Consider the following 21,226-nt stretch of genomic DNA (forward strand, 5'->3'; position numbering starts at 1 on the left):
TCCTCTTACTCTTCTTCAGCGTACTTTTTCTTACGTCTAAACTTGCTTAAGATTTCATACACGATTGGCACGATCACCAATGTGAGAAGTGTAGAACTTGTTAAACCGCCAATAACGGTGACGCCAAGTCCTTTTGATACGATCTGACTTCCGCCTTCAAAACCTAATGCGAGTGGCAGCAATGCACCAATTGTCGCAAGTGCCGTCATTAAGATTGGGCGTAATCTTGTTGTACCTGCTTCAAGTAAGGCTTCTCTTGTTGAAAGACCTTCTTTTTCTTTATGAATCACTCGGTCAATCAAGACAATGGCATTTGTTACAACGATTCCGATTAGCATCAGCAATCCAATCATGGCATTTAAGCTGATGGTTTCTTTCGCTACAAACAATCCAACGAGTGCCCCAATAACCGTAAATGGAAGTGAGAACAGAATCGCAAATGGTGCAAGACCTCCGCCAAATGTAATGACGAGAACGAGGTATACAATCGCAATCGCTGCAAGCATTGCGAGTCCTAGCTGTGTAAAGGATTCCTCAATATCCGCACTTACACCGCCTGTATCAATCGTAACGCCAGATTTCAAATCAAGCTTGTCAACTTTCTTCTGGACATCTTGTGTCACACTTGATACGTCGTCTGTTGTCATGTCACCAGATACTTCAGCGTAAATCTTCCCATCACGCTTTGTTACAGTGTTTGCTGTTGTGCCATCTTTCACTTTCACCACATCGCCAATTCGGACTTGTTGTCCTGTTGGTGTTGTGATCTTTTTATTCTCTAGATCTTTTTTACTCTTGTATTCATCTTTTTCCGTTTGAAGCTTCACATCTAGTTCTTTGCCGTCCTCTGTTACTTTCGTCAACGTTGTTTCATTACTTTGAGGAGCGATCGCCTGTGCGATTTGTGAAGCGGTTAAGCCTAGTTTCGCCAGTTTTTCTTGATCTGCATTAAACGTATATTCGTCATATTTCTCAGATAAGCTTGTGCTGACGTTTTTCAAGTTCTTTTCATCTTTTAAAATGTTCTCGACATCTTTGACTGTGCCTTCAATATCACTTGCTTTGTCACCGTACACATAGTACGTCACTGTATTGCTTGCGCCAGCAGATGAGAAGTCTTGTGATTTCCATTCCCCTTTAGACGTTTTGTCTTGAAGGGCTTTAACCATACGATCTTTTTCTTTATCAAAGTTCGGTGTGTCCTCGTCGTATTGTACGAAGAATAATGCACCGTTAGAGTTTCCGCCAACACTTGCTGTCATTGCATTTGAAGAGCCTAATGAATATTGAACCGTATTGACATGATCACGTTTCATTAAGTAATCCTCTGCCTTTTTCGTTTCAGCAATGGCTTGTTCTCTCGTTTGTCCAGGCTCTGGCGTGTATGTCACCATTGCCGTTTTTTCTGCTTCCTGTGGTAAGAAGCTGACACCGACAAGTGGTGCGAGGAATAAGCTTCCGACCAGCATCAAAATCGCAATTCCTGACGTGATCCATTTATGGTTCAATGTCCAATTGAGTACACGTCTATAACCACCAGCAAGTTTGCTTGGTTTGTGTTCTTTTACCTTTTTCGCTTTGCCATACAGGTTCTTTTTAAATAGGCTGTGAGCCATCATTGGAACGATTGTAATGGCAACAAGTAGTGAAGCCATTAGAGCAAACACAATGGTTAATGCAAATGGGATGAATAATTCACCAATCATTCCACCCACTAGCGCTAATGGCAAGAATACCGCAATTGTGACAATCGTCGAAGACATAATCGGAATAAACATTTCTTTTGTGGCTTCTCTAACGAGTGCTTTACCTTTTAACGGTTCATCTTTTAACGCCATTCGTCGATAGATGTTTTCTATGACAACAATCGAGTCATCGACAACACGTCCAATGGCGACTGTCATGGCACCAAGTGTCATGATATTTAATGTGATATCGAGCTGATTTAATAATAAAACAGCAATCAACAGGGATAACGGAATGGAGATGACCGAAATTAATGTTGATTTGATATCTCGAAGGAACAACATGATGATAATGATCGCAAAGATTGCTCCGATGATCGCCTTGTTCAGCATTGTGCTGACAGATTCTTTAATCGGCTCTGCTTGATCATATGTCGTGCTGACTTTGATTCCTTTATTGTCTTTTTTGAATGTATCAAGTTCTTTTGTGACTGCTTCTGCTACACTCACTGTGTTGGCATCAGAGCCTTTGACAATTTGCAAACCGATACTGTCTTTTCCGTTCGTTCTAGAAATTGATTCTGCATCTTTCACGACTTTAATATCTGCTATCTCAGAAAGTTTGATCGTCGGCAGTTCTACCGATTGACCGCTTGCTGCACCTGCACCTGTTTGTTGCTGAGCTGCTGCTTGCTGCTGACTTGCACTTCCAGCCTGCTGATCGGTACCTTGAGCACCTGCATTTTCTGAGCCGCTAGCAGATGCACCAGCTCCTGCGCTTGCACTTGGTGTGACAGGAATTCGCATGTTTTTCAAATCTTTAACACTTAAAATATTGCCATCCACTACGACTGATTTTTGCTTGTTGCCAAATGTGTATAACCCTAAAGGTACATTGACATCAGAGCCTTTGATCATGTTTTGGACAGTTTCTTCATCTAAACCATATTCCTTCAATTTCTTTTGTTTAAAAGAAAATTCTACTTCTTTGATTTGTTGTCCAGAAGCTTCGACAGACGAGACACCCTCTAAGCTTTGAAGAGAAGGAATAAGATCATTTTCCACTTTTTGTGTCAGGTCTTGTAATGATTCTTTATCACCGGAGACACTTAGAGCTAAGATTGGAATCGCATTGATGCTAAAACGTGTGATTTTTGGTTTTTCTGCATTTTCTGGAAAATTGATATTGCTAATGGCATCTTCAATTTCCTTCTTTGCTTCATCCATATCTTTATTGTAATCGTACTCGATTTGAATCGATGAGGCATTTTCAAAAGAATTAGAAGTGACCACATTCACCCCATTGAGGTTTTGTATCGACTTCTCAATTGGGTCTGTCACCTTATCTGATACTTCGTCCGGCGTTGCGCCAGGATACGTTGTAGAAACCGTAATGACTGGAGTGTTGATATTCGGGATTGATTCTTGTTTCATATTCAATCCGGCATATAGACCAGCAACTGTTACGATAATCGTCATGAGCCATACAGCGAACTTGTTCTTTAATACAAAATTGATGATCGAATTCATTATGTCCTCCATTTTCCTTTATGTATTGACTGACTGGTCATTCTATATCATAATAAACGGTGATATACAATGCCGTCAACCATTTCACTTGCGTTTGACGTAACATTCTAAAGCTGAAGGGGCCTTATTTCATGAACGAAAAAAAAGAAAAAATCATTAAAGCAAGCATTCAGTTGTTTGCGAAAAAAGGTTTTTCTTCTACGACCATTCAGGAAATTGCAGATGAATGCGGAATTTCTAAAGGTGCATTTTATTTGCATTTCAAATCAAAAGAACAGCTTTTCAACAGAGCGTTTGAATATTATATCGACACGTCTATGCAAAGTATTGAAAAGATTCGAAAAGAAAATCAACATCTTGCGCCTAGAGATATCTTTCAGAAACAAATCGCTGAACAGTTCCAGCACTTTGCTGAGAACAAGGATTTTATCATTTTGATCCTCAGCGAGAACATTATTCCGGAAAATCAGCAAATTAAAAAGTATTCCAAAACGGTTAAAAAGCAGATGAATGATGAAATCCAAATTTCTATTTTGACCACGTATGGACAGGAGATCGAACCATATATAACTGACCTGTCAGTCATGATTCAAGGAATCATCCAATCTTATGTGCAAGTACTGCTTTTGCAAGATCAGATGCAATTATCATGTGATGAGCTCTCATCCTTTATTCTCGACCGATTTGATGATTTGGTGCATGGGCTTCTCCGTTCTCATGCGAAGCCGATTCTAAAGCAAAACATTTGGGATGATGAAGCGCCAAATGCCGCTACTCTTCAAGAAGAGCTTCGATTGTTAAAATCTGAGCATCTGCTTTCGGATGATACCCTTGTATCCATTGAAGTTATTGAAGAAGAATTGGCCAAAGATGAGCCGCGCAAGCCGGTCATTCAAGGGATGCTGACAAATTTAGAAACGTGTGAGGACTCCGCTGTCCAAAGAGCTGTGGAACAATTGAAGCTATTCCTCCAATGACAATACGTGGCGATGTTCACTTTAGTTCACCTTTATCCCCTTCGAATATGTGCTAAAGCTTATGCTTCATTATAAAAAAAGAACCAATGAATTGATATACGGCGGTGGTCTGAATCTGTGATAAGACCCTGTCATTATCCATCAACAAAAAAACCGCCTCTTCCATTAGGCGGTTTTTGCGATTTAGCGTTTTTTGATTTCTTCAAGAAGAATCTTGTTGACCATCGGCGGGTTTGCTTGGCCCTTCGATGCTTTCATGATTTGTCCGACTAAGAAACCAATTGCGCGGTCTTTTCCATTTTTGAAGTCTTCAATGGATTGCGGGTTGTTATCAAGAGCTTCTGTGACAAGTTTGAGCAGTGCACCTTCGTCAGAAATTTGGACAAGTCCTTTTTCTTTGACGATTGTTTCTGCGTCGCCCCCATTTTCGATAAGTTCTTTGAATACCTTTTTGGCAATCTTAGAAGAAATCGTTCCTTTTTCGATAAGCTTGATCATACCAGCCAGTCCTTGCGGCGTTAGCTTCGTATCTTCCAGCTCTTTTTGAGCCGAGTTCAAGTAGGCAGATACTTCACCCATGAGCCAGTTTGAAGCTTGCTTCGCTTCAGCACCTTCTGAAATGGTCGCTTCAAAGAAATCAGACATTTCTTTTGTCAGCGTCAGTACCATTGCGTCATATGCAGGAAGTCCAAGTTCATCAATGTAGCGTTTGCGGCGCTCGTCTGGAAGCTCTGGAATGGATGCTCTTACGCGTTCTTTCCACTCATCATCAATATACAGCTCCACTAAATCTGGTTCTGGGAAGTAGCGGTAATCATCAGAACCTTCTTTGACACGCATGAGGATCGTCTTTTTAGACGCTTCGTCATAGCGGCGAGTTTCTTGTTCGATCAAGCCGCCAGAAAGCAATACTTGCTCTTGGCGTTTTTCTTCGAACTCAAGACCTTTTTGGACGAAAGCAAATGAGTTTAAGTTCTTCAGCTCTGTTTTCGTCCCAAACTCTTCACGGCCGATCGGACGAAGAGAAATGTTGGCATCACAGCGCAGTGAGCCTTCTTCCATCTTACAGTCAGAGACGCCTGTATATTGAATAATGGATTTTAATTTTTCTAAGTAAGCATACGCTTCTTCTGGCGTACGAATGTCAGGCTCAGATACGATTTCAACAAGTGGTGTTCCTTGACGGTTGAAATCGACGAGTGAATAACCGTCGCCTGTGTGCGTCAGTTTTCCTGCATCCTCTTCCAAATGAAGACGTGTAATACCAATTCGTTTTGTTTTGCCGTCTACTTCAATTTCAATCCAGCCGTTTTCACCGATCGGTTTATCAAATTGAGAAATTTGATACGCCTTTGGGTTATCAGGATAGAAATAGTTTTTACGGTCAAATTTTGTATCAGTTGCAATCTCACAGTTCAGTGCCATTGCTGCTTTCATCGCAAAGTTCACCGCTTCTTTGTTCAACACAGGCAGTACGCCAGGATAACCAAGATCGATGACACTTGTTTGCGTATTGGCAGCCGCACCAAAAGGCGTCGGTGAGCTTGAGAAAATTTTTGATTGTGTTTTGAGCTCTACGTGGACTTCAAGTCCAATTACCGTTTCAAAGTTCATTCTGATTCACCCCTTACAGTTCAGGTTTTGCTTTATGATGATCTGTTGCTTGTTCGAAAGCGTGAGCCACGCGGTAAACGGTTCCTTCATCAAAGTGTTTACCGATGATTTGCAGTCCTAGCGGAAGACCATTTGCAAATCCACAAGGCACACTGATTCCTGGAACGCCTGCAAGGTTAACAGGGATCGTTAAAATATCGTTTGCATACATTGTGAGTGGATCGCTTGTCTTTTCACCAATGTTAAATGCCGGAGTTGGTGTTGTTGGTCCTACAATGACATCATACTTTTCGAAAACATCTTCAAAGTCTTTTTTGATCAGCGTACGGACTTTTTGCGCTTTTTTATAGTATGCATCGTAATAGCCTGAGCTTAGAGCGAATGTGCCAAGCATGATGCGGCGTTTGACTTCGTCTCCAAAGCCTTCAGAACGGGTATTTTTATATAAATCAATCAGGTTGTCTGCATTGTCTGTACGGTAGCCATAGCGAATACCGTCAAAACGCGCAAGGTTTGCAGATGCTTCTGAAGATGAAAGCAAGTAGTAAGTCGCAAGCGCATATTTAGAATGCGGAAGAGACACTTCTTCCCATGTGGCACCAAGTCCTTCTAATACTTTCAACGCTTGAAGAACAGACTCTTTTGCTTCTTCGCCAACACCTTCACCAAGATATTCTTTTGGTACAGCGATTTTCAAGCCTTTGATGTCGCCAGTTAATGAAGAAAGAAAATCTGGGACATCGACATTTGCACTCGTTGCGTCCATTTGATCAACACCAGAAATCGCTTGAAGAACATATGCGTTGTCCTCAACATTACGCGTAATCGGCCCAATTTGATCTAATGATGAAGCAAATGCGATTAAACCGTATCTAGATACACGGCCATACGTTGGTTTAAGACCAACAACACCACAGAATGATGCCGGCTGGCGAATGGAGCCGCCTGTATCTGATCCAAGAGAGAATGGTACTTCTCCAGCTGCAACAGATGCTGCTGAGCCACCACTTGACCCACCTGGAACTGTGTTTAAATTCCACGGGTTCTTCGTTGCTTTGAAGCCTGAGTTCTCCGTAGAAGATCCCATCGCAAATTCGTCCATGTTTAATTTACCGATTGTGACAGCTTCCGCTTCTCTTAAGCGGTTCACAACGGTTGCATCGTAAATAGGATCGAAGTTTTGCAAGATTTTACTTGATGCCGTTGTACGTAAATCTTTCGTCACGATGTTATCTTTGACACCGATCGGCATACCGAACAATAGACCAAGCTCGTCCTTTTCACCAACGGCCTCGTCCAATTCTTTTGCGTACGCACGTGCTTTCTCTTCGTCCAGCGCTAGGAATGCTTGTACTTTCCCGTCTACTTCATGGATTCGTTTATAAGACTCGTCCACTAAATCAGAAACAGACAGTTCCTTTTTATGTAAAAGCTCTTTTAATTCAGAAATTTTGTGGTCAAACAGTGACATGCCTCAGGCCTCCTTTAGTCCAAAATTGATGGCACACGAATATAGCCGTCTTTATGATCAGGCGCGTTTTTGATGACTGCCTCAATGGAAAGACCTTTATTCGGAACATCTTCTCTCATGACGTTTTTCATTTTTAATACGTGTGTTGTTGGTTCAACGTTTTCCGTATCTACCTCGTTTAACTGCTCTGCAAATGAAATGATGCTATCAAGCTGTTCTGTAAACATCTCAGCTTCTTCTTCTGTAATCGCAAGCCGTGCCAAATGCGCAACATGCTTTACTTCTTCTATTGAAATTCTTGACATGCAGGTTCACCTCCAAAAATGATACGTGTTCGTGGTCATGATCATAAGTCATATACACTTTATCATATCAAATTTTACTGTTCTAAAGCAACTTTACGAGGTCGCCCAGAAAGGCTTTGTCCACTAATATGCCATTGTGGTGCAGTCATTGTCTAAAATATTCATCAAGGTGACTTTTTATTTTTCAGAAAATTTTTTCTTTTATTTAATTGAGTAAACGCTTACATATAGACGCTTATCACGCATACACGTATTTTTTTGTCTGATGAGGATGTTTAAGAAGGTTGATCACTTGGGAATACTCTGATAGGTTAAGTAACCATAGCAGTGAGCAGACAGTTCAATAGGCTGTTCTTTGTATATTTTGATTGAGGTGATGTCAAATTAATACGAAAAAGGTGATATGGAAACATGAGTATTGAGATTGTAATTTCTCTATCTATTTATTTTATTGGAATGCTTGCCATTGGCTGGTATGCATTCAGAAAAACAAATGACTTGAATGATTATATGTTAGGCGGACGCGGGTTAGGTCCTTATGTAACGGCTCTATCTGCTGGTGCAGCTGATATGAGTGGGTGGATGCTGATGGGGCTTCCAGGCGCTATGTATACAACCGGTCTTTCATCTGGATGGCTTGCTGTTGGTTTAATTAGTGGGGCTTACTTAAACTATCTATTCCTAGCGCCACGATTGAGATCGTATACAGAAGTTGCTGATGATGCGATTACCATTCCAGACTTTTTTGACAAACGGTTTAAAGACTCATCTACTTTATTGAAAGCTGTCTCAGCTGTCATCATTATGATTTTCTTTACGCTTTACACCTCATCAGGTATGGTATCAGGCGGACGCTTATTTGAATCAGCGTTTGGTGCTCATTATATGTTTGGCTTAATCTTAACTTCTAGTATTGTCATTTTGTACACACTATTCGGCGGCTTTTTGGCAGTTAGTTTAACTGATTTTGTTCAAGGAGCTATTATGTTTTTAGCATTAGTGCTCGTGCCGATCGTTGCCTTTACTCAATTAGGTGGACCTGTTGCCACATTCAATGATATTCAACAGATTGACCCTAAATTGCTTGATATTTTTAGAGGAACGAGCGTCATTGGCATTATTTCCTTCCTCGCTTGGGGACTCGGTTACTTTGGACAGCCGCACATTATTGTTCGCTTTATGGCGATTACGACTGTAAAAGATTTAAAGCCAGCACGTCGTATCGGTATGAGCTGGATGATTGTGTCTGTCATTGGTTCACTATCTGTCGGTTTAGTCGGCGTGGCGTATGTTCATGAAACAAGCACCACTTTGGCAGACCCAGAAACCATCTTTATTGTGTTTTCTAAAGTGTTATTCCATCCATATATTACTGGATTTTTACTTTCTGCCATTTTAGCTGCAATTATGAGTTCAATTTCTTCTCAGCTGCTTGTCACTGCAAGTGCGATGACAGAGGATTTATACCGTACATTCTTTAGAAGAAAAGCCTCTGACAAAGAACTTGTGATGATTGGACGTATCTCTGTACTAGTCGTAGCGATTGTTGCCATTTGTCTCTCTCTAAACCCAAGTGATACTATTCTTGACCTTGTCGGTTATGCTTGGGCTGGATTTGGATCTTCATTCGGTCCAGTCATCTTGTTATGTCTATACTGGAAACGAATGAATCATCATGGCGCTTTAGCCGGAATGATTGTTGGGGCTGTTGTCGTTCTCGTTTGGATTTCAACAGGCTTAAACAACACGACTGGATTGTACGAAATGGTTCCTGGATTTATTTTAAGTGGTTTGACTGCTATTATTGTCAGCCTCTTAACAAATAAACCGTCTAAAGCTTCTAAAAAGCTATTTAGCAAAATGGAAGACCATCTCGAAGAAGAAACAAAATAACTAGACATGAGGAGTCATCTGCATTATGCGGATGACTCTCTTTATTTTTAAATAAAATGCTTTTCTTTCTCCCGTTTCTGAATAAAATAGAAGTTGTGCAGCCATATGGGCTGTGAGAAGATCATATACATGATGTGAAACGTACATGAAGTGAAAGGAGCGATACGCATGTTTTGGACAATTGAATGGGATACGGTCTTAAAATTAGCCGTTGCCACCTTAATCGGTTTGATCATCGGTCTTGAACGCGAACTTAAGAAAAAGCCGCTTGGGCTGAAAACGTGTATTGTCATTGCTGTCAGCTCCTGCGTATTAACCATCATCAGCATTGATGCAGCCTACAATTTCCCTCGAGTCTCTAAGCTTCAAATGGACCCACTCAGGTTACCGGCGCAAATTATATCTGGTGTTGGTTTTATTGGAGCAGGTGTGATTCTTCGCAAAAGCAATGACGTCATCTCAGGTCTTACGACATCTGCGATGATTTGGGGAGCAGCAGGACTTGGGGTTGCAACAGGTGCAGGTTTTTATAAAGAAGCCTTCCTCAGTCTTTTCTTTATTCTCGTCAGTGTGGAATTTTTACCTTGGCTCTTCCAGCGAATTGGACCCATTCGCTTACAGGAAAAAGAAATCCGCATCAGAATGTCACTTTCTGATCGAAACCGCATGACAGAGATTTTAAAAGAAATGAAAGCACTCAATATTCGCATTCATTCTGTACGTATTGATGATTTAAAGGAAAAAGACTATCCGATCATGGAAGTACGTGTTCGCGTACATAAAGACCGCTATACAACCGATGTGTACTTTGATATTAAAGATTTAGAAGGCGTTGTTGGTGTGAAGTGTGATACGGTTTAGGATAAAAAGCCCCTTGCTATGTGAAACAGCAAGGGGCTTTCTATTTATGTTGTTAGCTGATGAAAGTCAAAAGGCGTAATTGGGGTTTTGTCCTCAATCTCCTTTCGAAAACGCGCCAGCATGGCACTTTCGTCAGCGCTTAGTGTTTGGAGATCAAATGCTTGATGTAAAAGCCCATAAATAAGCATATGACGCAGCATAAGGAAATCTGGTATTGTCGCCAGCCATGCGTCATCAAGCTCATTCTCCTGTCGATAGCCTTTGAGAAAATGGCTCATAAATTCACCCGTAAATTCAGCTTTATCCTCATACGGAATCACCGGATACCAAAGAACGTTGTATAGCAAAATGCTTATATCATTGATAAACCAGTGATACCCACAATCATCAAAATCAAATGCAATGATTTCTCCCTGATGATAATGGAAGTTCCCGTGATGTAAATCCGCATGCACCAGTCCATAGACATCCTTGGATATTCGGAGCTGGTGAAGCTTTTGCATCAGTTCATCTTTTCTCTGCAACACAACCGTTTGATCAGAAGGAATATACGTTTCAAGCTTTAATTGCTCCTCCTCATACCACTCTTGACGCTTATAGCGAGGATCTTTCACTTGATATTGTTTAGTCGTTTGATGCATACGCCCAGTATAGGCTCCTAACGCTTGAAACAACTGTCCATTCCAATCTGCTTCGGTCACTTTTCTGCCGGGCGCCTTTTCGTACACTCTCAGCAAAAAAGCGCCTCCTGCTTGATCGGGAATCGCTTCAACATCTTTTCCTCTTGCGGATAAAACCGGTTTAGCTACTGAGATTCCATGTTGAGATAAATACCGAATCCAGTCCATTTCTCCTAGAATATATGTGCGGGAGCGGCGAATGGTATGGGTAATTTTCAATATATAACTCGACCCTTTTTCATCCGTATATTCATACACATAATTTTCTGCATCGGCTAGAAATGTGACCTGTTCTGGCTGAAAATGATAGAGTAGAGCCGCTTTCTTTAAGACCATTTGTTCATCGTATCGTGCTTTTACTTCTTTATGCATGCTGATTCTCCTTTTATCGTCTTTTTACTTATACATGACGGTAATCAGCATTTATACGAGCATCAACATACCTGCCTTTCCTTTTGGTTTCTTCACATACTTTGACAAAAGTTGAAAAATTCCTCTAATTAGAAATAAAAAACCGCCAAAAGGCGGTTTTCAGATGGTTGACAAAGGGCGAAAATGAACTTGATTTTAGCCCTTTGTCTTCTTTTCAGCGTGATAGAAAACCTTTGCAGCCCTAGGAAGGACAAGTACTGGCGCGGAGCGAATTCACATTCGTGAGCACCAGCACGCAGGACTGACAAAGAATGCGAGGGTTTGTCTACACGCTAAAAACCGCCAAAAGGCGGTTTTTATTTAGTCATATATATGGACCGTTGGTTCTTTATCTTCAGCATTTTTTGTGATGAGGGCTTCTTGCTGATCAGAAGAGGTGATGTTGATTTCTATATTGGTGCTCTTATAGTAATCCATGACTTCACCTGTTAAGTATTGCGTGAATGCCACGACTTCTGTTTTTCCGTAGAATTGCATTGGAATTTCTACTTTCATTTTTTGCAAGTTCCCGTTTTTATAGAAACCTTTGCCTACCACACCTGTGTAATTCGGGAAGTAGTCTTCTACCTTTGTCTTGAAGCGGTCAAATCGCTCTGAATCATCTTTGTAGCTGCTCTTGGCATTATCTGAAGGGAAGAAGACATTCTCTTCTTTAATCGTATCCCAACTACCAATATCAGCTGATCCTGCTTTTACATCGGTTTTAGCGATGAAGTTTCCTGGAACAATAGATGATTTTGGTGCTTGTTTATAAAGGGCAATCATGACTGGGACTTTTTGCAGTCCGTCCATTTGACGAAGTCGTTTAATGACTTGTTCCGCAATTTTTTCGCCCTCTGCTAAAAGTTTCTTTGAATTCTTCGATGAATCGATGGTCACCTCTTGCTGAGGATCCCCGATATTTTCGCGATAATAATAGACAGAGTTAAGCGCAAGACCGATGACAACCCCGCCAAGCTGTAAGCTATTTTTATCTTTTCTGATTAAGTAATTATGTTCTAGCATGGAAGCTAAGTAGATTGGACTATTTTCATTTTTTGACTTTGTTGAACCTGAGTTTGGAAGAGCAGGGTTTAAGCCTAAGTTCTTAAAGTCTTTGTCTTCTTTTTCAGCTTTTTTCAGATCACTGCCTGTTTTTTTGCGGGCAAGCCAGCTGAGAACAGTATCTTCATCTAAATGCTGTCCTTCTTGGAACAGATAGTCGTTTGTATTGAATGATTCTGTTGCCAGGCGCATGAGTCCTGTTTCAAATTCATCAATGTCTAAGCGTGTATTGAGACGCTCTGCTGTTAGTCCTCTTGCCGCTCCTTGTTTAAACGGCAGCACCATTTTGTAATAGGAATCAGAGATGTTGTACATTGGGATGATCGCTGTTTCTTTCGTTTCATCCGTTTTTTGTGTGACCTCTTCCTCATCCTTTCCCCCAAAAGGTGCACACGCTGACAATACCAGTGTGAGCATTGTCAGCAGCAATAGCAACTTTTTCAATAGAAAACACTCCTCTTATTTCTTTAGCTCCTCGAGCATTTTGGCTTCGTCCCAAATTTCAATATTGAGTTCTTCTGCCTTTGTCAGCTTACTTCCAGCTGCTTCGCCGGCAATGACTAAGTCTGTTTTTTTACTTACGCTACCTGCTAACTTGCCGCCTAATGCTTCGATCGCTGCCTTTGCATCATTACGAGACATTTCTTCTAATTTCCCCGTCAGCACAATCGTTTTTCCTGCAAAGTAGGAATCACTTTCTTCTACTTTCACCGGTTTTGGCCCTGTGTAGGTCATATTGACCCCAAGTTCTTTTAGTTCATTTAGCAGATCTAGTATTTCTTCTTTCTCAAAGTACGTGACGACTGCATCGGCCATTTTTTCACCAATTTCATCTACTTCAAGTAATTGTTCTTTCGTTGCTTGTTTTAACTGATCGATATCCTCAAAGTGCATGGCCAATGTCTTCGCTGCTTTAGAACCAATAAATCGAATACCAAGTCCAAACAATAAACGTTCAAGAGAGTTTTCTTTCGATTGCTCGATCGAACGCAGTAAGTTATCGACTGATTTCTCGCCCATTCGTTCTAGCTGAATCAACTCTTCTTTTGTTAAACGATAAAGGTCTGATACACGAGAGACAAGCTGTTCTTTGAAAAGTTGTGTAATGACTCGCTCTCCTAGCCCATCAATATTCATCGCATTACGAGACACAAAGTGAATGAGTCCTTCACGTATTTGAGCGGGGCATTGTGGATTGATGCACCGAAGCGCCACTTCTCCTTCAATTCTGACCAGCTCACTATGACATTCTGGACATTCAGTCGGCATGTGAAACGGCTTTTCTTCTCCTGTTCGCTGATCAACAAGGACACCTGCAACCTCTGGGATAATATCGCCCGCTTTTTTGACAATCACTTGATCAAAAAGGCGGATATCCTTCTCTTTGATCAAATCTTCATTATGAAGAGAAGCACGCTGCACTGTCGTTCCTGCGACTTTTACAGGCTCAAGAATCGCTGTTGGGGTGATGACGCCAGTACGCCCCACACTTAGTTCAATATCAATCAGCTTCGTCACGACTTCTTCGGCCGGAAATTTGTACGCAACAGCCCAGCGTGGACTTTTTGCTGTGAAACCTAGTTCTTCTTGCTGTGCCAATGAATTGACTTTAATGACAATGCCATCGATTTCGTATGAGAAATCAGCACGCTTTGTTTTCAGTGTTTCAATGAGGTCGATCACTTCTTCAATGGTTTGGCACATCCGTCTTTCTTTGTTCGTTTTAAAGCCAAGCTCATCGAGAAGATCAAGTCCTGCGCTTTGCGTTTCAACACCAATTTCATCAAGCTCCGCTATACTGTAGACGAAGATATCAAGGTTTCGTTTCGCTGCAATTTTCGTATCGAGCTGACGAAGTGAGCCAGCAGCCGCATTACGCGGGTTCGCAAACGGCTCTTCTTCGTTTTGTAATCTTTTTTCGTTAAGGGCTTCAAAAGAAGGTTTTGGCATAAATGCCTCGCCTCTCACTTCAATCGACAGAGGCCGATTGATTTTGAGCGGGATGGAACGAATGGTTTTGAGGTTCTCGGTAATATCCTCACCTGTTGTCCCATCACCCCGCGTGGCACCCCGGACAAACACGCCATTTTCATAACGGAGAGAAACAGCGAGTCCGTCAATTTTCAGCTCGACATTGTAAGCGACGTCGTCACCGACTGCTTGACGAACCCGGCGGTCAAAATCAAGAAGGTCCTGTTCATGAAACGCATTGCCGAGACTGAGCATCGGTGTACCGTGACGTACTTTTTGGAAGGCGTCTAAAACAGCACCTCCTACTCTTTGAGAGGGTGAATCCGCTGCTTTTAAATCAGGGTATTCTTCCTCCAAAGAGATCAGCTCACGCATCCGCGCATCATATTCAGCGTCAGGAACACTTGGACGATCCAGTGTGTGATATTCGTAGTTGTATTGATTCAAAATCTGGTGTAGTTCCTCGATCCGGCGTTTCGCTGCTTCTTTATCCATCTGCTTCTTCCTTTCACTTCATCCGTTTTGTCAGTCCTATCAGTTTATTGCTTTTCGATTGGCGCAAATGCGGCAAGGAGACGCTTAATGCCTGTAGGGCTTGGGAAGGCAATATCAAGCTCTGTACTATCTCCACTACCTTTTACACTCACAACCGTGCCAACGCCCCATTTTTTATGAGCGGCTTTATCACCGACAGCCCAGCCAATGCTGCCGCCGCCTGTGTTTTGAATGGTTTGCGTTTGTGGACGTGAGACAGGCCCTCGTCTTTGCGGTCTTTCTCTCGTTTGGCCAAACGGTGTTTTCGTTTCTTTTTTCTCATTTAGGTTGTCCAATAAATCAGCTGGTATTTCTCTGATAAATCGTGATTCCAGATTCATGTTCGTCCTGCCGAATAACGTTCTCATCTTCGCACTTGATAAATAAAGCTCTTCTTCGGCCCGTGTGATCCCCACGTAAGCGAGACGGCGCTCTTCTTCCATCTCAGCATCTTCCATTAATGAACGGCTGTGCGGGAAGACGCCTTCCTCCATTCCCATTAAGAACACAACGGGGAATTCAAGTCCTTTTGCTGCGTGGAGGGTCATTAAAATGACGGCATCCTGATCTTCTTCCTCAGCCTCATCTAGCTTATCAATGTCTGCGACAAGGGCGAGGTCTGTCAGGAAGGTGACAAGTGATTTATCTTCATTTTGTTCTTCAAAGTTTTTGGTGACCGATAGAAACTCGTCAATATTTTCTAAGCGGCTTTGTGCTTCAATCGTTTTTTCGATCTTCAGTGCTTCACGATAGCCTGTTTTCTCTAGGATCTCTTCCGTTAATTCTGTGACAGATAAATAATCCTGCATATTTGTCATTTGATCAATGAGCTGTTTGAACTCATCAAGTGCATTGGCAGCTCTTGCACTGAGTCCGATGAAATCCACCTGACCAAGGGCTTCAAACATAGAGAGATCATTCATTTCTGCGTATGCGGCAATTTTATCAACAGAAGTCGCCCCAATTCCACGCTTTGGTACGTTGACAATGCGCGCAAAACTAATATCGTCATCTGGATTTGCCACAAGGCGTAAGTATGCCAAAATGTCCTTGATCTCTTTTCTGTCATAGAACTTCGTACCGCCGACGATGTTGTATTGAATGTTCGCCTTCATTAACGTTTCCTCTATGACACGTGACTGGGCGTTCGTTCGATAGAGGATCGCAAAATCAGATAACTTACGCTTGCCGCTCTGATGAAGCTGACGAATCTTGCCAGCGACAAATTGACCTTCACCGAATTCATTATCTGCGCGGTAATAGGCAATCTTCGCTCCTTCGTCATTTTCTGTCCAAAGGTTTTTTGGCTTACGGTTTGAATTGTTTTGAATGACCGTGTTTGCGGCATTCAGAATACGCTTAGTCGATCTGTAATTTTGCTCAAGCAAAATCACTACACTGGACGGATAATCTTTTTCAAAGGAAAGAATGTTTGTAATATCCGCTCCACGCCAGCGATAGATAGACTGATCCGAGTCACCGACCACACATATATTTTGAAAACGCTGCGCAAGCAGTTTCACAAGCATGTACTGCGCTCTGTTCGTATCCTGATACTCATCGACATGGATGTATTGGAATTTTCGCTGATAGTGTTCTAATACTTCAGGGATCCGCTCAAACAGACGAATCGTCATCATAATAAGATCATCAAAATCGAGTGACTGATTTTTGAGTAATCGTTTTTGATAATCTGTATAGACGTCACTGACGACTTGATCGTAAAAGTCACCGGCTGTTTTTGCGTATTCCTCTGCGTCAATGAGTTCGTTTTTTGCACTACTGATTGAACCTAAAATGCTACGTGGATCAAACTTTTTAGGATCAATATTTCGTTCTTTTAAAATGTTTTTAATGACTGAAAGCTGGTCAGATGTGTCTAATATAGAAAAGTTGCGATTCACACCAATACGGTCAATATCGCGTCGTAAAATGCGTACACACATGCTGTGGAACGTAGAAATCCAAATGTCATCCGCACCAGGCCCTAAAATCGCTTGTACACGCTCACGCATTTCTCTTGCTGCTTTATTTGTAAAGGTAATCGCTAAAATATTCCACGGTGCCACATGCTTTTCTGCCATTAAATACGCAATTCGATGCGTGAGCACTCGTGTTTTTCCACTACCTGCTCCTGCCATCAGTAGCAGCGGCCCGTCTGTTGCTTTGACCGCTTCTTTCTGCGCGTCATTCAGCCCTTCTAATAGATGATTCGATATTTCATTCATTTCATTCACCGCCAATTCGAACTTATGTTCTATTTTAACCCGTTTCGTCTTGTTTGACTATGATGACTTTTTCACTGCGTCGACTGTCTTTAACGCTTCTTTAAAATTGTCATAAATGACGTTCCCCACGACGACAACGTCTGCATGCTGTGCAAAGTCTTTCGCCTGCTCTTCGCTTTCAATACCGCCGCCATAAAATAGAACCGTTTCATGTAGCACTGCTTTTGTTTCTTTCACAAGCTCTATGTCTCCAAGCGTTCCGCTGTATTCTAAGTAAAAGATGGGCAGTTTCATCAAGTGCTCTGCCACTCTCGCATAAGCCCTTACGTCATCTATATCCAGTGCCGTATTTGCCTCTGTCAGCTTAGCCGCTTTACACTCTTCGTTTAAGATGACATATCCTTCCGGCACAATCTCTTCCATTGACATCAAATCACCGTATTCCTTCATCGCATCCTTATGTAGACCAACAATCCAATCAGGATGAGCGCTGTTTAACACAGTGGGGATAAAATACAGGTCAAAGCCAGGCACAATCATCTCATGTGTCGAGATTTCAAGGACACATGGCACAAGAAAGCGGCGCACCTTTGACATCAGTTGCAGCACGTTGTCTTCTGTCACGTTGTCACTGCCGCCAATTAAAATGGCATCCGTACCGGATTCACAAATCGCTTCAAGTTGTTCATCGGAAATCTCTTTATTTGGATCGAGTTTAAAGACATGCTTCCACTCGGTAACATCATACATGAAAAACGTTCCTCCATTCGTTTCATTCCATTTAAATATTATAACAAAATCAGACACCGCAAAAAATGGGTAACCTCCTTCAGCTAAAAGTTTCATTCTTTTGAAAATAGTCGATTTTCATTTTAGGCGAGGTGAATGATTCAAGAGGCGCTGAGGGAGATAAATAGATCGATGCTGAACTGAAATGAGAGCTACTTCATCTCATCACATGATATTATACATGAAAGGAACATTTTACTATCGACCAAGCAGGTGAATGATTTGAAAAGAACCATCACATATGATCAAACGATCGGCATTGGATATATCTATCTCATCCCGCCTCGAATCGGGACAATCAAAGAAACCATTGAATTAGACGTGAATGAATGTGTGAACGTAGACATCGACAAAGAGGGCCGAGTGGCTGGGCTGGAGTTATTTGCAGAAGAAGCCAAGGTGTTGAAACTCACACCCGTTTATGAGGACGAGCTTTCGTTACGTTTTACGGATCAGGAAGTTCTCTCAACCTATCATTTATCGGGCATTGAATTTCTTTTCTCGACGCCTGATCACGAAGGGTTGATCGGTTTTACGCTTGTCGATCCTCTTCGATATCACATCAAAAAAAAGACAAGAAAAAACCGTTTTGAATGGTCAAAACGGTTTTTCTAAACTATTGTCTCACTTCATTAAAATAATGAACAGATGTCATGGCCCCTTCATCGACCATCTTGTTGTCTTGAATATCTAACGGATCAGGGTGACCAGCTTTTTCAGGAACCTTTTCATCTGAGCGGAACATGCTTGCCCATTTTTTGAGATGCTGTTTATTTTTCACTGCTAATAACACGGCACCACCAACCCCTAATCCTGCAAGTACATACACATTCGGACGCTTATTCATGTATGTTCCCTCCCCTTATGATCTTATTTGTAAGTTACCCCGCCTTTTCATTTCTAAACGTCACAATCTGTTGAAGTGGTTTCTCTTTCAATGAAAAGTGGAATAACAACAGTAATGATAGAGAAAAGAGGGGATTTTCGTGACAACAACTTTCATTGTCATTGGCGCATTATTAGTGATTTTTTTCATCATACCAATCATTTTATTCATCTGGATTTGGATGCGAGATGAAAAACAGGAAGAGCATTCTGTCCTACGAAATTATCCGGTCATTGGAAAATTGCGGTTTATTTTTGAAAAAATAGGACCTGAGCTTCGTCAATATCTGTTTCTAAATGATCGAGAGGAGCTTCCTTTCTCAAGAAGAGAATACGAGCAAGCTGTCATGTCTGGGAAGTACAAAAGCCGGACAATGGGCTTTGGATCAAAACGTGATTTTGACAAGCCTGGTTACTATATTCGCAACGTCCTATTTCCAAAGCAGCGAGATGAGTTACGCATCGATCAATCTGAAAAAATCCAAACAAAAGTGTATCAGATCGATCAAGACAATTTACTGAGAAGAAGTGAACACACGAAAGAAGTCGAAGCAAAACCTTATTATCTCCATGAAGAAGATGTACAAATCATTGGTGAACATACGTGCCAAAAACCTTTCCGCGTCAAAGGATTGATCGGTCAATCAGCCATGAGCTACGGCTCCTTAGGCGACCGGGCGATTACGGCTCTATCCTCCGGCTTAAAAATGGCTGGTGGCACATGGATGAACACAGGTGAAGGCGGGCTTTCACCTTACCATCTCAAAGGGGGCGCCGATATCATTTGCCAGATTGGACCTGGTTTATTTGGGGTTCGAACAGAGGATGGCGCATTTTCGTTTGAAGAGTTTAAGAAAAAAAGTGAGCATGATGAAGTAAAAGCCTTTGAACTCAAGCTAGCACAAGGAGCGAAAACACGCGGGGGACACATTGACGGTGAAAAAGTCACAGAAGAAATTGCCCAAATCCGTAAACTGCCGCCACACCAATCCATTGACAGTCCGAACCGGTTCGAGATGTTTCACTCCATTCCTGACATGCTTGATTTTATTGAACAACTGCGAAACATCGGCGGAAAACCAGTTGGAATCAAGCTAGTTGTTGGACATAAAGAAGATATCGAGGAGCTTGCTCTCTATATGAAAAAAAGCGGAAAACATCCTGATTTCATTACAGTGGATGGCGGAGAAGGTGGCACAGGTGCTTCCTTTCATGAACTGGCTGATTCCGCAGGCCTGCCCATTTTCACCGCACTACCGATGGTCCATCAAATTTTGAAGAAATATGGGGTTCGAGATCAACTCAAGCTGTTTGCGTCTGGTAAACTTCTCTCCCCTGATAAAATCGCCATTGCCCTTTCCATGGGAGCGGATTTTGTGAATATCGCACGGGGCTTGATGTTCTCGGTTGGCTGTATTCGGGCGCAAGTATGCCACACGAATAAATGCCCTGTTGGGGTTGCCACCACAGATCCAAAGCTGCAAAAAGGTTTATTCATTGAAGAAAAGAAATACCGCGTCTGCAATTATATCCTGTCCCTTAGAGAAGGTTTGTTTAATTTATGCGCAGCAGCTGGAATTGAATCACCTATTCATTTTAACGAAAAACATATTATTTTTAGACAAGAAAACGGTCAGACAAGTGAAGTCCCTATGTTCTCAGGCACAGAGCAGTCTGTCTAGTTTAAAAAGGTGCGTTTCCACACCTTTTTTCGTTGACATTCTTGCTCAATCACGTATAAAGAAATTAATAGATCTTTGATAAGGAGAAAGAGTATGCGTGAAAAAAAGGTCCGCGGTATGAAACGAAAGACTCAACAGATCATAAAAGAAATGAACGCAAATACGCAGTCGTTTCCGGCGAATGTTTCTGACTACTGGCACCTTCCTCTACCAGCGGCTTATGATTTTATGACTTCCAACAGAACACCGAAAAAGATCAAACGTCTATGCATTCAAACTCTATTGAATAGAGCTGAGCATCTCATTGATTTGAAACCAAACGACGGGGACATATATCGTGTCGTGGTCGCAGTCGATCTGCCTGGATTATGGCATTCACAAATCATTGTGTTTAAAGGGGATTCTTATGTGAAAGATTTCTTCAACAGACAAGATGAGTATCAGACATGGCTTCCCCTTTCCGATCAGAGAAATATTCAAAAAGAATGGGATTTATCTGTTGCACAAAATATGCGAACCATCGGTTTTAAGGAAGTGATCACTGATGACGATGAAGTGTCCTATGAAGGTGAACGATGGTTTATGGGAGAACTTGATGACATCAAATAGAGCCATTTCAAATGAAATGGCTCTTACTTGTTCAAC

Annotated in this window: 16 protein-coding genes; 6 read left to right on the forward strand and 10 right to left on the reverse strand. The window is 41.8% G+C overall.

What is annotated here, in order from left to right:
• Positions 1-5: 5 nt before the first annotated feature.
• A complete protein-coding gene (locus KFQ09_RS06225; protein WP_060780848.1) occupies positions 6-3,215 on the reverse strand; it encodes an efflux RND transporter permease subunit in 3,210 nt (1,069 codons plus the stop codon).
• Positions 3,216-3,346: 131 nt separating this feature from the next.
• Between KFQ09_RS06225 and KFQ09_RS06230 the strand changes: the two genes are divergently transcribed.
• Positions 3,347-4,192, forward strand: a complete 846-nt coding sequence (locus KFQ09_RS06230; protein WP_017359798.1) for a TetR/AcrR family transcriptional regulator — start codon at positions 3,347-3,349, stop codon at positions 4,190-4,192.
• Between the two features lie 183 nt (positions 4,193-4,375).
• Here KFQ09_RS06230 and gatB read toward each other — a convergent pair whose 3' ends face one another.
• From gatB to gatC, 3 genes are read right to left on the reverse strand one after another with little or no spacing between them, the layout of a single operon-like run.
• The gene (gatB, locus tag KFQ09_RS06235) at positions 4,376-5,806 is read right to left on the reverse strand and encodes an Asp-tRNA(Asn)/Glu-tRNA(Gln) amidotransferase subunit GatB (RefSeq protein ID WP_007496855.1); all 1,431 of its coding nucleotides are present in this window, start codon (positions 5,804-5,806) and stop codon (positions 4,376-4,378) included.
• A 13-nt stretch (positions 5,807-5,819) separates the two neighbouring features.
• Entirely contained in the window at positions 5,820-7,277 is a 1,458-nt protein-coding gene (gene gatA / locus KFQ09_RS06240; RefSeq protein ID WP_007496857.1) for an Asp-tRNA(Asn)/Glu-tRNA(Gln) amidotransferase subunit GatA, read from the reverse strand.
• Positions 7,278-7,291: 14 nt separating this feature from the next.
• Positions 7,292-7,582 (reverse strand): Asp-tRNA(Asn)/Glu-tRNA(Gln) amidotransferase subunit GatC, encoded by a 291-nt coding sequence (gatC, locus tag KFQ09_RS06245; protein WP_003213898.1) that lies wholly within the window; start codon positions 7,580-7,582, stop codon positions 7,292-7,294.
• A 411-nt stretch (positions 7,583-7,993) separates the two neighbouring features.
• Between gatC and putP the strand changes: the two genes are divergently transcribed.
• Positions 7,994-9,475, forward strand: coding sequence for a sodium/proline symporter PutP (putP, locus tag KFQ09_RS06250; protein WP_061418249.1), 1,482 nt, complete (start codon positions 7,994-7,996; stop codon positions 9,473-9,475).
• 168 nt (positions 9,476-9,643) lie between these two features.
• Positions 9,644-10,336: an MgtC/SapB family protein gene (locus KFQ09_RS06255; protein ID WP_008344247.1), complete on the forward strand. Its 693-nt coding sequence runs from the start codon at positions 9,644-9,646 to the stop codon at positions 10,334-10,336.
• Between the two features lie 44 nt (positions 10,337-10,380).
• Here the strand turns inward: KFQ09_RS06255 and KFQ09_RS06260 are convergent, their stop codons facing one another.
• The 5 genes from KFQ09_RS06260 to KFQ09_RS06280 form a co-directional block, all read right to left on the reverse strand.
• On the reverse strand, positions 10,381-11,388 hold the full coding sequence (locus KFQ09_RS06260) for a phosphotransferase enzyme family protein (protein WP_255836114.1): 1,008 nt from the start codon (positions 11,386-11,388) through the stop codon (positions 10,381-10,383).
• Positions 11,389-11,748: 360 nt separating this feature from the next.
• Complete coding sequence (locus KFQ09_RS06265) at positions 11,749-12,936, reverse strand: CamS family sex pheromone protein (protein ID WP_008344253.1); 1,188 nt, start codon at positions 12,934-12,936, stop codon at positions 11,749-11,751.
• Positions 12,937-12,951: 15 nt separating this feature from the next.
• Complete coding sequence (gene ligA, locus KFQ09_RS06270; protein WP_007496867.1) at positions 12,952-14,958, reverse strand: NAD-dependent DNA ligase LigA; 2,007 nt, start codon at positions 14,956-14,958, stop codon at positions 12,952-12,954.
• 44 nt (positions 14,959-15,002) lie between these two features.
• Entirely contained in the window at positions 15,003-17,225 is a 2,223-nt protein-coding gene (gene pcrA / locus KFQ09_RS06275) for a DNA helicase PcrA (protein ID WP_048002813.1), read from the reverse strand.
• A 57-nt stretch (positions 17,226-17,282) separates the two neighbouring features.
• Complete coding sequence (locus tag KFQ09_RS06280) at positions 17,283-17,975, reverse strand: heptaprenylglyceryl phosphate synthase (RefSeq protein ID WP_008344257.1); 693 nt, start codon at positions 17,973-17,975, stop codon at positions 17,283-17,285.
• Between the two features lie 261 nt (positions 17,976-18,236).
• Between KFQ09_RS06280 and KFQ09_RS06285 the strand changes: the two genes are divergently transcribed.
• Positions 18,237-18,629 carry a DUF2283 domain-containing protein gene (locus KFQ09_RS06285; protein ID WP_050827030.1) on the forward strand — a complete coding sequence of 131 codons (393 nt, stop codon included), beginning with the start codon at positions 18,237-18,239 and terminating at the stop codon, positions 18,627-18,629.
• Between the two features lies 1 nt (position 18,630).
• Here KFQ09_RS06285 and KFQ09_RS06290 read toward each other — a convergent pair whose 3' ends face one another.
• Positions 18,631-18,861, reverse strand: coding sequence for a hypothetical protein (locus KFQ09_RS06290; protein ID WP_255836116.1), 231 nt, complete (start codon positions 18,859-18,861; stop codon positions 18,631-18,633).
• Between the two features lie 139 nt (positions 18,862-19,000).
• Here KFQ09_RS06290 and KFQ09_RS06295 point away from each other — a divergent pair, with 139 nt between their 5' ends.
• Both KFQ09_RS06295 and KFQ09_RS06300 read left to right on the forward strand, forming a co-directional pair.
• On the forward strand, positions 19,001-20,581 hold the full coding sequence (locus KFQ09_RS06295; protein ID WP_116307587.1) for an FMN-binding glutamate synthase family protein: 1,581 nt from the start codon (positions 19,001-19,003) through the stop codon (positions 20,579-20,581).
• Between the two features lie 93 nt (positions 20,582-20,674).
• The gene (locus KFQ09_RS06300) at positions 20,675-21,190 is read left to right on the forward strand and encodes a DUF3916 domain-containing protein (RefSeq protein WP_025206871.1); all 516 of its coding nucleotides are present in this window, start codon (positions 20,675-20,677) and stop codon (positions 21,188-21,190) included.
• The last annotated feature ends 36 nt before the right edge of the window (positions 21,191-21,226 follow it).

Source organism: Bacillus sp. FS02, from assembly GCF_024398395.1.
GTDB lineage: Bacteria > Bacillota > Bacilli > Bacillales > Bacillaceae > Bacillus > Bacillus altitudinis.